Origin of the sequence: Streptococcus sp. DD11 (assembly GCF_001578865.1) — a bacterium.
GTDB lineage: Bacteria > Bacillota > Bacilli > Lactobacillales > Streptococcaceae > Streptococcus > Streptococcus panodentis.
On sequence record NZ_KQ969395.1, the window covers coordinates 279,717 to 294,181 of the forward strand.

Annotated in this window: 14 protein-coding genes; 4 read left to right on the forward strand and 10 right to left on the reverse strand. The window is 47.6% G+C overall.

From position 1 onward, the window contains the following. Window positions 1–21: 21 nt before the first annotated feature. The 10 genes from STRDD11_RS09070 to STRDD11_RS09110 form a co-directional block, all read right to left on the reverse strand. Window positions 22–1,488 carry a glycoside hydrolase family 32 protein gene (locus tag STRDD11_RS09070; protein WP_128837046.1) on the reverse strand — a complete coding sequence of 489 codons (1,467 nt, stop codon included), beginning with the start codon at window positions 1,486–1,488 and terminating at the stop codon, window positions 22–24. An 8-nt stretch (window positions 1,489–1,496) separates the two neighbouring features. Next, complete coding sequence (locus tag STRDD11_RS09075; protein WP_128837047.1) at window positions 1,497–2,351, reverse strand: carbohydrate ABC transporter permease; 855 nt, start codon at window positions 2,349–2,351, stop codon at window positions 1,497–1,499. Next, window positions 2,344–3,228, reverse strand: coding sequence for a carbohydrate ABC transporter permease (locus STRDD11_RS09080; RefSeq protein WP_128837048.1), 885 nt, complete (start codon window positions 3,226–3,228; stop codon window positions 2,344–2,346). The genes STRDD11_RS09075 and STRDD11_RS09080 overlap by 8 nt, the downstream gene beginning before the upstream one ends. A gap of 409 nt (window positions 3,229–3,637) precedes the next feature. Then, on the reverse strand, window positions 3,638–4,954 hold the full coding sequence (locus STRDD11_RS09085; protein WP_164828446.1) for an ABC transporter substrate-binding protein: 1,317 nt from the start codon (window positions 4,952–4,954) through the stop codon (window positions 3,638–3,640). Between the two features lie 150 nt (window positions 4,955–5,104). Beyond that, entirely contained in the window at window positions 5,105–6,073 is a 969-nt protein-coding gene (locus tag STRDD11_RS09090) for a substrate-binding domain-containing protein (RefSeq protein ID WP_206512694.1), read from the reverse strand. 144 nt (window positions 6,074–6,217) lie between these two features. After that, the gene (locus STRDD11_RS13705; RefSeq protein WP_164828447.1) at window positions 6,218–6,355 is read right to left on the reverse strand and encodes a hypothetical protein; all 138 of its coding nucleotides are present in this window, start codon (window positions 6,353–6,355) and stop codon (window positions 6,218–6,220) included. Continuing rightward, window positions 6,352–7,212 carry an NAD(P)H-hydrate dehydratase gene (locus tag STRDD11_RS09095; protein WP_128837050.1) on the reverse strand — a complete coding sequence of 287 codons (861 nt, stop codon included), beginning with the start codon at window positions 7,210–7,212 and terminating at the stop codon, window positions 6,352–6,354. The genes STRDD11_RS13705 and STRDD11_RS09095 overlap by 4 nt, the downstream gene beginning before the upstream one ends. 165 nt (window positions 7,213–7,377) lie before the next feature. Then, window positions 7,378–8,151, reverse strand: coding sequence for an HAD hydrolase family protein (locus STRDD11_RS09100; RefSeq protein ID WP_128837051.1), 774 nt, complete (start codon window positions 8,149–8,151; stop codon window positions 7,378–7,380). Next, entirely contained in the window at window positions 8,148–9,002 is an 855-nt protein-coding gene (locus STRDD11_RS09105) for a bifunctional methylenetetrahydrofolate dehydrogenase/methenyltetrahydrofolate cyclohydrolase (RefSeq protein ID WP_128837052.1), read from the reverse strand. Before STRDD11_RS09105 ends, STRDD11_RS09100 begins: the two co-directional genes overlap by 4 nt. A gap of 362 nt (window positions 9,003–9,364) precedes the next feature. Continuing rightward, complete coding sequence (locus STRDD11_RS09110) at window positions 9,365–9,595, reverse strand: DUF1797 family protein (protein WP_128837053.1); 231 nt, start codon at window positions 9,593–9,595, stop codon at window positions 9,365–9,367. Window positions 9,596–9,839: 244 nt separating this feature from the next. Between STRDD11_RS09110 and STRDD11_RS09115 the strand changes: the two genes are divergently transcribed. The 4 genes from STRDD11_RS09115 to STRDD11_RS09130 all read left to right on the forward strand — a co-directional run. Continuing rightward, window positions 9,840–12,122 carry an ATP-dependent Clp protease ATP-binding subunit gene (locus tag STRDD11_RS09115; protein ID WP_128837054.1) on the forward strand — a complete coding sequence of 761 codons (2,283 nt, stop codon included), beginning with the start codon at window positions 9,840–9,842 and terminating at the stop codon, window positions 12,120–12,122. Window positions 12,123–12,460: 338 nt separating this feature from the next. After that, window positions 12,461–13,582, forward strand: coding sequence for a PTS sugar transporter subunit IIC (locus tag STRDD11_RS09120; RefSeq protein ID WP_128837055.1), 1,122 nt, complete (start codon window positions 12,461–12,463; stop codon window positions 13,580–13,582). A 124-nt stretch (window positions 13,583–13,706) separates the two neighbouring features. Then, window positions 13,707–14,156, forward strand: coding sequence for an NUDIX hydrolase (locus STRDD11_RS09125; protein ID WP_128837056.1), 450 nt, complete (start codon window positions 13,707–13,709; stop codon window positions 14,154–14,156). A 67-nt stretch (window positions 14,157–14,223) separates the two neighbouring features. Continuing rightward, a partial coding sequence (locus STRDD11_RS09130; protein ID WP_128837119.1) for a DUF1827 family protein occupies window positions 14,224–14,465 on the forward strand: 242 nt, incomplete at its 3' end.

The window sequence follows — 14,465 nt, forward strand, 5'->3', positions numbered from 1 at the left end:
TACCATACTTCTTCTCTTTCTTCATGATCGAATGGCATAGAGTTCCAAACTGCCTGCACCCAGACCAGCAGTCCTTAAGAAAAGATCACTGCCCGCATCCTTTTCATAAAAAGTCATGGACATGGTCTGACCGTTAAGAAAGACCTCTATGGAGCTGGTGTCGCGAACCAGTTCTAAAACGAAGGGCTGGTCCTGATTTTCCAGCTTCATCAGGCGTGTATCCAGATAAGGCTGCTCCTGCCCGGAAATTTTATGCCCTGCTCCCTCACGGCTGAGCTGCAGGATATGCTGACTATGGGAATAGCTGAGACTGATTGCAGCACCAGTCTGAGGATTTCTGGCATAGGCCAGCTCAACATCACTGGCTGTTTCCAAGCTCAGACGGATATACTGCTGCTGCTGAATCAGATTGGCAAAGTGCAGATCAGCCTGACCAGCATTATGGACATACTCCTCCTGTAAATCCAGAAAAGCGAAAAAGCTTTCGGGAATTTCCTGATACAGACGGCCATTTCTGACCGACAGCTTGCGCGGCAGGGTCATCATACCGGACCAGCCATGTCCCAGCTGATGCGGCGGAATGGTGCGGTGCCACATCTGCATCCAGGCCACCAAGTAACGCTCCCCCTGATCATTGACACAGGTCTGAGGTGCATAAAAATCCAGCCCGCCGTCAATTTCATGACTGTTTTCAACCATAAAACGGCCGCTTTGCCAGTCTACCTGACCGATGAAAGCCAGAGTAGAGTTGAGATTCCAAAACTGCTCCTCCTGACGCTCCATCTCAATCGGAGACAGGAGCAGCACCCATTTGCCATCCAGCTGAAACAAATCCGGGCACTCCCACATAATGCCCTGACCAGCCCGACCTTCCAAAAGAACGGATTTGAAGGACCAGTGCAGGCAATCCTTGGACTCAAAGAGCAGAATCTGCCCGCGCTTATCCTCTGTTTTAGAGGCCACTACAGCATAATAGCGGTCCTGCTGCTTGAATATTTTCGGATCTCGAAAATCTGCTATATCAGCAATCCCTGCAATCTCTTCTTGGGCAATGACCGGATTTCCAGCATATTTCTCAAAGGTCAGGCCGTCTTTTGATACAGCAATGCACTGGGTTTCTGTCCTTTTTTCTGCATCTTCCGCATGCCCTGTATACATCAAGACCAGCTGGTCATCAACTACAAGAGCACTTCCCGAAAAGCAGCCGTCACGGTCATAGTCCTCACTCGGCGCCAGCGCGACCGGCAGTTCCTCCCAGTGCAGCAAATCTCTGGACTTGGCATGCCCCCAGTGCATCGGCCCCCAAACGCTGTCATATGGATAAAATTGATAAAAAAGATGGTATTCCCCTCTGAAATAGACAAAACCATTGGGGTCATTCATCCAGCCAATAGGCGGCAGCAAGTGGAACTGTCCTCTGTACTGCTCCTTGACCTTATGGCGATGTGCCTCTATGAAGCGGTTCGCTTCTGTAATTTTCTCTTTCATAGACCGACCTACTTAATTCCTGTACCTGAACCACCCAAACCTTGGATGATGTATTTTTGAGCAACGATATAAACCAGAATCAGCGGAATCGTGGAAATGGTCAGCACAGCCATTACCTGATTGATATAAACCGGCTGAGTCGTGTTGATAGTGGTAATCGCAACCTGCATGGAAAACTTGGACGAATCCGTCAAGACCATGAGCGGCCAGATGTAATCATTCCAGCTGGAAATGAAAGACAGCACGCCGACCGTTGCAACAGCAGGCTTAGACATGGGCAGCATAATCTGCCAGAAAATCCGCAAAATCCCTGCGCCGTCCATACGGGCTGATTCAATGATTTCCTCTGGAATGGCAATAAAGAAATTTCTGAAAAGGTAGATATTAAAGACACTGGCCAGGCCGGGAATAATAACCGCCAAGCGATTGTTGACCAGACCCAGAGCATTGATAATGGTAAACTGCGGAATCAGCATAGTCTCCATGGGAATAATCAGCAAAGCCAGAAGAAAACCAAAGAGCAGCTTTTTGCCGGAAAAATCAATCTTGGCAAAGGCAAAGCCGGCCAGAGAATTCACGATAATAGAGCCCAGTGCAAAAGTCCCCGCATAAAACACACTGTTGGCCAGATAGGTCAGGATACTGAAGCGCTCCAGCACTTCCTGATAGGGTTTAAACCAGTTGGCCGGATTCAGACTGGGCAAAAAAGCCTGCCAGCTGCTCAGATTTTTGTAGACATCTGCCTCCGGCTTCATAGAAGACACCACCATCCAAATCATCGGAAAGAGGAAGAGGGCTGCCAAGAGGAGCAAGAGGATATATTCCAGAACCGTTCCTGCTTTGATACCTTTCATTCTATTCATCCTCCTTCAGTACACGTCTTTGGACCAGGCTAATCATGCCAATCAAGGTCGTAAATACCAGTGCAATGGAACTAGAGTAGCCGACTAAGCGGTCTGTAAAACCTTGCTGGTAAATGTAATAAACCATCGTAATAGTTGAGTTCATCGGGCCGCCCTGGGTCATTACCATCGGCTGCACAATCAGCTTAAAGGCTGAAATCAGTGTCGTCAGCAGAACGAAAAGGGCTGTTGGCTTTAAGAGCGGCATGGTAATATAGCGGAACTGCTCCCACTTGCTAAAGCCATCCAGCTCTGCTGCCTCATAGACATCCTGCGGGATATTCTGCATACCGCCCAAAAAGAGCAGCATCTGATAGCCGGCTCCTTGCCAGGCAGAAACAAAGACAATCGCATACATGGCCTGCTTGGGGCTCCGCAAGAAAGGCTGAGCGGCAATCCCAACCTTGTCCAACAGTGCATTCAAGAGACCATTATTGGGATTGAGCAGATAGAGCCAGAGAATGGAAATAACGACCAGAGACATAACCACCGGCGCAAAGAAGGCAACCTTAAAGAACATATTGCCCTTACGTTTTTTATTCACAATCAATGCCATGCCCAATGCTGCTCCCAGCTGAACCGGAATGATCCAGACAACAAACTGAGCGGTATTTAGGACACTTTTGAAGAAGGTCGGATCCTTAGCCAGCCGGATAAAATTGTCAAAGCCGATAAACTTGCGGGCGTCCGGCGTCAGCAGATAGTAGTCTGTAAAAGCATAATAGACAACCATTCCAACCGGAATCACCAAGAAAACCAATAGTAGAATCAGGGCCGGCGACAGAAAGCCGTAGCCCAAGAGATTTTCTTTTAATTTCTGACGTTTCTTTTGCTTCATGAATAGTTCCCTTTCATTCGGATTCAGAGTCCGTCCGACAGACTGGCAGCCTGATAGCGCCTGCAGACTCATACCGCTGTTTGGTTTATCTCCTTTTTGCGTCATCACTTAAGAAAAGAAATGCATATGAGCAGGAGAATAAAACAGGGACGAGGCCGCACCTCATACTCGGTTGTGCCCCATCCCTAGATTGCATGAACAAGCAGCAAATCTGATCTGATACTCTTTGAACATCGAAGATGAGGCTGGGACAGACTCCCATGATGGGATGGCTGCGTCCTCACCCACAGAGGGATGCATCTTTTGGAAGGCACCGTCTAAAAACAGCCAGCCTCGTAAATCAATGAGACAATTTATCGTCTATTGACCTTATTCTTATCCCTTGTCAACAGTCCATTTTCTTTGAGTATTACTTATTCAGAGCTTGATCAATGGCTGCCTGCATTTCTTTGGCACGCGCATCCAGCACTTTCTGAACACTTGGATTTTCTTCATAGTAGCTGATATCCTGCATGGCTTGCTGGAAGGAGCGGGATACCTGCGGATAAGCCACCACAACCGGGCGTGCATGGGCAGTTGCTGCATTTTGCTCCATCAAAAATTTCATTGGTTCAGAAACCTTATCCTTGATATTTTCAATAGTGGATTTACGGATTGGCAGCACACTGTTGCCCAAACTGAGGATTTCGCTTGATTCCGTATTGGTTGCAAACTTGACAAACTCAGCCGCAGCTTCCTTCTTATCGGACTTTTCAGTCACACCCAGCTGCCAGCTGCCTGAAGGAGACACTAATTTCTTCGTTGTATTGGATACCGGATAAGGCAGAATGCCAAAGTCAATGTCCTTATAATTGGTTTCCAAATCAGCAATTGTCCACGAACCGCTGAGAACCATTGGGTACTGGCCTGTCTCAAAGCCTTTTTCAACCGGGCTGACAGTTGTATAGCCTTCCTTGACCAAATCTTGGATAAACTGGATAGCTTCCACACTTTCCTTAGCATTGAAATAACCTTCAGCCTTAGTGCCGTCATCATTTACCACTGTTCCGTCATTAGACCAGATGAGCGGCATATATGCATAGGGCAGCATTTCATCATTGGAATTGAGACGGAAGTCAATAGCTGCTTCCTTGAAGTGGTCTTTCAGTTTTTTGCTGATGGCCTTAAATTCATCCCAAGTCCATGGCTTTTCCAAGCTTGGCAGACTGGCTTCATCAATGCCTGCTTCCTTGAACATCTTTTTATTATAGTAAATGCCGACACTGGATTCTGAATAGCCAAAAGCATAGAATTTGCCGTCGTAAGTCCCCTGCTGCTTGATGCTGTCCAGAACATCGTCCATATCATCATCTTTGACATAATCATCCAGCGGAGTGATGACTTTTGACTGGGCATAAGCTGCTGTATTAGGACCATCCAGAGTAATGACGTCCGGCAGACTGTTGGTGGTAATAGCCGCATTGACCTTGTCTTCATAGCCGCCGCCGCTGCCGCTTCGAGGAATATACTCGGTTACAACCTTGTACTTGCCTTCGTATTTCTTATTGAAATTTTGTACGACCTGGTCCCAAGCCTTACCTTCAGCTGTCTCGTCAGAAAACTGAACCCAAACCTTGATGTCGTTTGAAGAAGCAGCATCCTTTGAGCCGCTGCCCGAACCGCTGCAGCCAGCCAAAAATCCTAACGACAGGGCTGTAAGAACCGATAGAACAATACCTTTACGCATAATTTCCTCCTTTTTGAAACGTTTCCATTTTCTTTGAAAAAGAGAAAGGCCGGTGACCTTTTTGTCTTTTTTGAAACGTTTCCGTTTGCACTTTAATTATAACAGCGCTTTCATAAAAAGTCAACTGCTTTTTAGGATATTTTTTGAATTTCAGGACAGGATTTTGGTGGTGCCGCCTTCTTCAAAACGAACCGGAATGGCAACCCTTGTCTTTTCCCGCTGCTGCTGACTGATTAAACGCAGCAGCAAGTCGACAGAAGCCTGAGCGATCAGATCCAAAGACTGGGCGATGGTTGACAGGAGGTAGGATTGGTCCTCTGCATTGCGCAGACCGTCAAAACCGATGATCTGATAGTCCTCCGGAGCGGCCTTGCCCAGCCTGTCCATAACCTTGATAACCCGAAGCGCCATGAAATCATTGACCGTAAAGATCCCATCTATCTGAGGATGAAGCCGCAAAAAGCTTTCAATCTGTTCTTCAGGATTGACCAAGGGTTCTTCCATATCCAGCTCAAGCACAGCGCAAGCCTCCGCCTCTGCCTGAGCAGTGAACCCCAGCTTTCTCTGCTTGGTCTCATTTTCGTGAATATTAGTCCCGCCGATATAGGCCAGCTGCCGGGCCCCCCGCTTCAGCAATTCCTGAGCCGCCAGCTGTCCGCCTAGGAAATTTTCCGATGTCACATAAGACACATTCTCTGAGAAATGGCGGTCAAAGCTGACAAAGGGAAGGCTGGACGAAACATACTTATCAATGTCCGAATAGGTAATGGCAATAATACCGTCTACCTTATTTTTCTCCAGCATTTCGATGTACTCGATTTCATTGGCCGCATCCCCATCAGCATTGCAGATAAAGAGCTTATAGTGATTTTTCAGAAGCTCCTTTTCCACATGATAGGCAAATTCCGAAAAGAAAGGATGCCAAATAGTCGGAATAATCAAGGCCACGATATTGCTGCGGTTTGTTTTCAGGCCTCTTGCATATTCATCAGGGGAATAATCCAGACGCGCGATCGCCTCTTGAACCTTTTGATAGGTCGAATCCTTGACGCGGTAGCCATTGACCACCCGTGAGACCGTTCCCAGCCCCACACCAGCTAATTCTGCCACATCTTTCATGGTTGCTTTCACCAATACCTGATACCTCCTTCCACAAGATACGAGGATGCCAGCAGCGCTGAGCAAAAATAGAAAAACTGACAGAGAAGCTGAAGCTTCTAAAACATTTTATCCTTTTTGCCAAGAGCTAAGCCCACGTTCCATTCACAAGGGAGAAAAACCCTGCGGGAAGCAGGCGCAGGCCGGACTCGTTTCTGCACCATCCTGCCGCCCTTCTTCTCCCTGTTTTTTCATATTAACATGCAACCGCTTTAAAAACAAGCCTTTTCCTAAAAAATTCATGAAAAATCTGTCTTTTCCTCGCACAGCAGCTTCATCCACCGCGGAATTTCCCGACTGATGTCTGTCGGCAGAACCACATAAGCTTCTTGGGACAATGCATCCGCAATGACGGAATGCAGGAGAGTTGCGGCAGAAACCCGATCCAGCAGACTCTGCTCCTTGAATTGACCAGCAAAAGCAGCAATCATACCAGCCAAGGTATCCCCCATGCCGCCGGTCGCCTGATAAGGACCGCCGGCTGTCAGCTGCCAGCTTTCGCTGCTGCCGCTTTGATAAATTGCTGTCCCATGCTTTTTTTGGACAAGGATTGTCCCCAAAGGAAAGGCATTGACAGCAGCCCGATTAGCAGCCTCTGTCTGCTCAGCAACAGGCAGACCGCTCAGGCGCTCCCACTCTTTCTGATGCGGTGTAAAGATAGTCTGGGCTTTAAGAAAGGACAGAGCTGCCTGGCTGAAAAGAGAGATAGCCCCGCCATCTACAATCAAAACCTGATCTTCTCCTGCTTCCTGCAAAAGCTTGCTTAAAAGAGCCTTTTCAAAGTCCCCCTCTGCCAGACCCGGACCGATTAAGACAACATCCGCTCTGGCCATCTGCTCAAACAGCCGGTCAGTCTCCCGCAGATCAAAGGCCATGGCCTCTGGCAGACGGCTGTGCAGAGCAGCGATGTTTTCTCGATCCGTCGCCGCCGTGACCAGACCCGCTCCGCTCCTGACTGCCGCCAGGGCCGCCATGATGATGGCTCCGCCGTAAGGGTAAGTCCCGCCGATTAACAGCAGCCGGCCGTAATCCCCCTTGTGGCTGTTCAGAGGACGCGATGTGATGACTTTTTGCAGCAATTCTTGGCCAATCTGTTTCATATCCATTCTCCTTTTCCCTATTTTATCATATTTTTAGCTCAGCCTGAAAATAAAAAAGCAGGCTTTCTTCAGAGAAGAAATTCCCTAATCTGCCAAAGAACAAAGTTTTTTTTGTGAAAGGAACATCTTAAAAACAGCCAGAGGATCTGCTGACTGTTTTCATTCTTATTTTCCCTTAAAATCCAGAAAAGCCTGACGGATAGCTGCAGCCAAAGCGTAGATGAAATCGCCTTTTAGGGCCACCTGATCATCAGCATAAGCTTTCAAAGCCGGGAAATCGCCGACCTGAACCGCATAGAGGGAGTTCTTAAACATCTCAATGTCATTCTGGTCATTGCCAAAGGCCACATAGTTTTCTCCACAGAGTTCCTGAATGGTTGAGGCCTTGTGGGTGTCAGCCGGATTGATATAAAAACACTGCTCGTGTTCATGGTAGTCGACAGTCAAATCAGACAGATTTTCAAACTGAGCCTGCAAATCTTCCACTAGCTGCTCATGATTTCCCATATAGATGACGATTTTTATGGGATGCTGGAGTTCCGCTAAGTCCAGCTGCTTGGCTCGGCCAAGCGGATCTACACTGGCAATAAAAGGAATTTTCTCCAAAATCTGACCGCTATAATTAAAAGTATTATCTACGAAAAAAGGCAGATTATAGGTCCGACAGAAGTCCAGCACGGCCTGATAGCTAGCTGGATTCAGCTGCCGCTCAAAGATCAGCTGCCCGCCTTGGTAAGCCAAACCGCCATTGAGGCCAATAACTAACTGCTGGCTGAGTTCCGAGCCCAAAAGTCCCAGACAGTCCCGGTAGGATCTGGCTGAAGCAAAAACAACCTCATGTCCGTAATGGGGAGCAGTCAGTAGAACCTGCTTGAGCTCCTCGTCAATCGTCATATAATCAAAGCACAGGGTGCCATCCAAATCAAAGACAAATTTCATTTTTTAAGACTCCGTTTAAAAGCTTGATAGGTCTGCTCCATCAGCATAGTGATGGTCATCGGGCCCACTCCCTTAGGTACCGGCGTAATCAGGCTGGCAATCTCAGCAACCTCATCAAATTTGACATCGCCGATCAGCCGGCCGTTTTCATCCCGGTTCATGCCCACATCAATGACGACTGCCCCTTCTTTGACAAATTCCCTGGACACAAAATGGCCGCGGCCGATGGCTACAATCAAAATATCCGCTTTCTTAGCGATTTCCGCCAAATGGTGGGTGCGGGAATGGGTCAGGGTTACCGTAGCATTCTTGGCTAAGAGCAGCTGGGCCATGGGCTTGCCGACAATATTGCTGCGGCCGATGACAACCGCTCTTTTGCCTTCCAGCTCCACATTGTACTCATGAAACATTTCCATGATGCCGGCCGGAGTCGAGGGAACCATGACCGGATGGCCGGACCAAAGCCGGCCCATATTCATAGGGTGGAAACCGTCCACATCCTTATCTGGATTGATAGCTGCCAGTACGGCCTCCTCATCAATATGAGCTGGCAGAGGCAGCTGGACTAAAATACCATGCCAGTCAGGATTTTGATTGTAGGTCTCAATCAAGGCCAGCAGTTCTTCCTGACCAGTCGCTTCCGGCAGGCGGTCTACCTTGCTTCTGAAACCGACGGCCAGAGCCGAACGCTCTTTATTTCTCACATATATCTGGCTGGCGGGGTCATTGCCCACTACCAGTACCGCCAATCCGGGCACCCGTCCCGTTTCTTCTTTCAGCTTTGCTGTTTTCTCAGCCAATCTTGCCTGCAGCTTGTCTGCTAAACCTCTGCCATCGATAATCTGCGCCATTATTTTCTCATTTCTTTTTCATTATCTTTTTTATTATAACAAAAAACTGTCCCCGTCTGCTATACCTTTTTCTTATATGAGGTTATAAGAGAAACGATGATTTTTGCTGGATAAGCGCTTCTTTTTAGTCAATCTAGGCAACTTGCAGCAGAAAGACTGGATATAGACAAAAAATTTTAACGGCGGGTGACGAAAAAAACTTTATACTCTTGGAAAAATGCTGCAAACTGCGGCTGGCTTTCTGATTTGCTGATGAGCATCATTGAGGATGAAACAGCAAAACCAGTCCTGAAGCCAAGTTCTAAAAAACGGATTAGCCCAGCTAATCCGTTTTTCCCAACTATAGAGCAGCAGGCTGCTTCTTAGTAAAGCAATTCGTAGATTTCCATGGCAATCAGGTCAATGCTGTCAAAAGTATAGGTTTCACGCGCTTCGACATCCCGCAGAGTAAAGACTGAGCCATTCTCTTCATCGTAACTGTAGGCAACTTCTGCTACAACTACTCCTTCACGTTCAAAATTACGTTTCAAATTTCCGCCGTCCTTAGCCATAGCCTCTAAGCGGTTAATAATTCTAACTAAATGTGATTCCATTTTGTTTCTCCTATTTACTTAGTTCCTTATCATTTTACCATAAATAGGAGCCGAAATACCACTAAAAGGGTATTTTTTGTAATTTTTCAAAGATTTATTTTCATCAGAATCGGTCTCAGGAATGATTTTGTAGCAAATTCTTGCAATGTTTGAGAATACTGATATAATGTAAGTATAAAATTTTGACTATTCTTGACCAATGCAAAAACAGTCAGATTCCACATGAAAGGAAAGAGGTAACTGCATGCTTTGCCAAAATTGCAAAATCAATGAATCAACCATCCATCTCTATACAAATGTCAATGGCCATAAACAGCAGGTGGATTTGTGTCAAAACTGCTATCAAATCATGAAAACCGACCCTGATCATTCTTTGTTTAACGGAATGGCCAACGCTAACAACCACGGAATTGACCCCATCGATGATTTCTTTAACAGCCTCAGCAATTTCCAGCAGCCGCAGGAACCGACTCCTCCACCGACTCAGTCGGGCGGAGCTTACGGGGGCGGCGGAGGCTATGGCTCCAATCAGCATAAAAACGACCAGCGTCAGCAAGCTCCGCAGAAACCCAAAGGACTCTTGGAAGAGTTCGGTATCAATGTGACGGAGTCTGCCCGCCGCGGTGACATCGACCCTGTGATCGGCCGTGATGAAGAAATTATCCGCGTCATTGAAATTCTCAATCGCCGAACCAAGAACAATCCTGTCCTCATTGGCGAGCCCGGTGTCGGTAAGACTGCCGTTGTGGAAGGACTGGCTCAAAAGATTGTTGACGGAGATGTGCCCCACAAACTCCAAGGCAAGGAAGTCATCCGTCTGGATGTGGTCAGCTTAGTTCAGGGCACCGGTATCCGCGGTCAGTTTGAAGAGCGCATGCAAAAGCTGATGGACGAAATCCGCTCCCGTCAGGATGTCATCCTCTTCATTGACGAAATCCATGAAATTGTCGGTGCCGGATCTGCCGGTGACGGCAATATGGATGCCGGCAATATTCTCAAACCGGCTCTGGCAAGAGGGGAGCTGCAGCTGGTCGGAGCAACCACCCTCAATGAATACCGCATCATCGAAAAAGATGCTGCTTTGGAGCGCCGCATGCAGCCCGTCAAGGTAGATGAGCCAACGGTAGAGGAAACGATTACGATTCTCAAAGGGATTCAAAAGAAATACGAAGACTACCATCATGTCAAGTATACAGATGCGGCCATCACAGCGGCCGCACTTCTCTCCAATCGCTACATCCAAGACCGCTTTCTGCCTGACAAGGCCATTGACCTCTTGGACGAGGCCGGCTCCAAGATGAACCTGACTCTCAACTTTGTTGATCCAAAGGTCATTGACCAGCGGCTGATTGAGGCGGAGAATCTCAAGGCTCAGGCCACCCGTGATGAAGACTACGAAAAGGCGGCCTACTTCCGCGACCAGATTGCCAAATACAAGGAACTGCAGCAGACCAGCGTGCTGGATAAGGATACGCCTATTATCAGCGAAAAGACCATTGAGCATATCGTAGAGCAAAAAACCAATATTCCTGTCGGCGATCTCAAGGAAAAGGAACAATCTCAGCTAGTCAACCTAGCCAATGACTTGAAAGCCCATGTCATCGGCCAAGATGATGCAGTAGATAAGATTGCCAAAGCTATCCGCCGCAATCGGGTCGGACTGGGAAGTCCCAACCGCCCAATCGGCAGCTTCCTCTTTGTCGGACCGACCGGAGTCGGCAAGACCGAGCTGTCCAAACAGCTGGCTATTGAGCTCTTTGGCTCGGCTGACAGTATGATTCGCTTTGACATGAGTGAATACATGGAAAAGCACAGCGTGGCTAAATTGGTCGGAGCTCCTCCGGGCTATGTCGGCTATGATGAAGCCGGCCAGCTGACTGAGCGCGTCCGCCGCAATCCTTATTCTCTCATTCTGCTGGATGAGGTAGAAAAAGCCCATCCCGATGTCATGCACACCTTCCTGCAGGTACTGGATGACGGGCGTCTGACAGACGGTCAGGGCCGAACCGTCAGCTTCAAAGATACCATTATCATCATGACTTCCAATGCCGGAACCGGCAAGGCAGAAGCCAGTGTCGGCTTTGGAGCAGCGCGTGAAGGCCGGACCAACTCCGTCCTGGGAGAGCTGGGCAACTTCTTCAGCCCTGAGTTTATGAACCGCTTTGACGGTATTGTTGAATTCCAAGCCCTCAGCAAAGAAAATCTGCTGCAGATTGTAGATCTGATGCTGGACGATGTCAATGAACGCCTGTCCGGCAATGGCATTCATCTGGATGTCACTGACAAGGTCAAGGAAAAACTGGTTGACTTGGGCTATGATCCTAAGATGGGAGCCCGCCCGCTCCGCCGAACAATTCAAGAACATATCGAAGACGCCATTACCGACTTTTATCTTGAAAACCCAAGCGAGAAGCACCTCAAGGCTGTCATGACCAGCAAGGGAAAAATTCTCATCAAGCCGGCAAAAAGAATGGAGGCTCAGACTGATAAAACAGTCCGTACGCTTGCGGATGACAAGGACGAATGAAAACCAAGAAACTGGGATTCCACCCAGTTTCTTTTTTTTGAGTATAAATATTAAAATTTTCAGAAAATTTTAATAAAACTATTTTCATTTTTCTTTTTTCGTGTTATAATAGCTTCAAGAAAAATAAAAAGGAGCTGAGCCATGTTATTATTGATTATCATTTTGTCCATTTCGACCAGTATGGATATACAGGCGCAGCTGTTGACGAATGAGAAGTCCGGAGGAACTCCATCCCTCTTTCTTGCTTGAGGGATGGACTCTTACTATCTTTTTTCTATTGTCGCCTGAACTTTGCAGCAGGTGATTTTTTATTTTTCAAAAAACAAAGGAGCTTACTGATGACTACAGAAAACACCAAACCACTGACCCCAAAAAGCTTTCTCCACAAGATTCTGAACGGAACGGCTATCGGGGTTATCGTTTCCCTCCTGCCCAATTCCATGTTCTCGGTCCTTTTTTCCTTGGACTTCTTTGCCAACAACGCTTTTTTCGCCACTTGGAACACAGCCAACGTCCTCTTTCAAAGCGCCTTGGCCGCCATTATCGGAACCCTGATTGCTTTTGAGTTTGGCTTCAAGGGAATGAAGGCTGCTCTGCTGACAGCTGTTGCCTTTGTCAGCTCCGGAGCCACCAGCCGGCTGGCAGGTGCCGGACAGATTCTGGCCGAGCTGCAAAAACAGCAGGCGCCCAAGGAGTTGATTGCTGCAGCCAAGCAAATCAGCACTGGCTTTTACACCAGCGGGACCGGCGACATTATCAATGTGATGCTGATTTGCGCTGTCAGCGCTCTGGGCCTGCTCTGGCTGGAAGGAAAATTTGATTCCTTCAGCTTTGTCCTCATCCCTGTAATCGGTACTCTTCTGGCTAGTCTGGGCCTCTTCACCCTGCCTTATGTCAAAATGATTTCCACCTCTATCGGGCAAATCATTATGTACTTTACCGAGCTCCAGCCCTACCTCATGAGTGTCCTCATTTGCGTCACCTTTGCTATTATGATTGTAGCACCTATTTCCACCGTGGCCATCGGCCTTGCAATCGGTCTTAACGGCCTGTCTGCCGGAGCAGCGGCTATGGGGGTCGGTACGACCTGTATCGTCCTTGTCGTTCACTCCTTCTTTATCAATAAACCCGGTGTCACCACTGCTATTGCTCTGGGATCTATGAAGATGATGATGCCCAATGTTTTTGAACACCCTATTTCCTATCTGCCCATTGTTTCCACCTCTATCCTGACCGGGCTTCTGGTGCCTTTCTTTGCCATTAGCGGAACGCCCGCCTCTGCCGGTTTCGGGCTGGTCGGTCTGACCGGTCTCTTTGCCTCCGTCACCGGCGGCCTCTCTGTCCCAACCGCTATTTTGGCCTGGCTCCTTCTGCCGACAGCAGCCGCTCTTCTTCTGCGCTTCCTTTGGGAAAAAATCCTCAAACTCTATCCCGTCAGCATTTTCAAATTTGAAGAATAGCTGCATCGGGGCGGAACAGCAGCATTGTTTTCAAGAAATTTTCAAAACCCTTGGTAAATCCTTGACAGCAAGTCTTTAGTTTTTTATGATAATAGTAGACTGACTAGAGATTGAGGAAAATAACATGACCCATCCAACTTTTGGAGAAAAAGAAGAAAATGTAGAATATGTGACCCGCTATGGAGTCTATGCTGTCATCCCCGATGAAGAGAAAGAGAAAATCATTCTCGTTCAGGCACCGAATGGAGCTTGGTTTCTGCCCGGCGGCCAGATTGAAGAGGGAGAAGACCATCAGACTGCTCTCGAACGCGAACTGATAGAAGAACTGGGCTTTACCGCTCAGATTGGCGCCTACTTCGGCCAGGCTGATGAATATTTTTACTCCCGCCACCGTGATACTTATTTCTACAATCCAGCCTATATTTATGAAGTAACGTCCTTCAAAAAAAGCCAGCAGCCGCTGGAAGATTTTAACAATTTAGCCTGGTTTCCCATTGATGAAGCGCTTGAAAAGCTCAAACGCGGCAGCCACAAATGGGGCATCGAAAAGTGGAGAAGTGTCCATAAAAACTAAAGAAATGTTTCACAATTAACTCCAAACATGTTATAATAATAGCAGGTAAAAAGCAGGAGGAAATCGCATGAAGCTTATCAATACAACAAACAGTCACGCTGAACTGGTCAAGAGTCAGCTGGCAAGCACCGACGCGATACTGGTAGAAGTCTATTCAGCAGGAAACAGCGATGTTGTTTTCACACAGGCTCCTCTGCACTATGAAATCCTGATTTCAAACAAGCACCGCGCCGTCCGTGAACAGGAAATCGAAAAGATTAGAGAGTTCTTTTTAAAAAGAAAAATCAATCCCAAATTGATTGATTCATC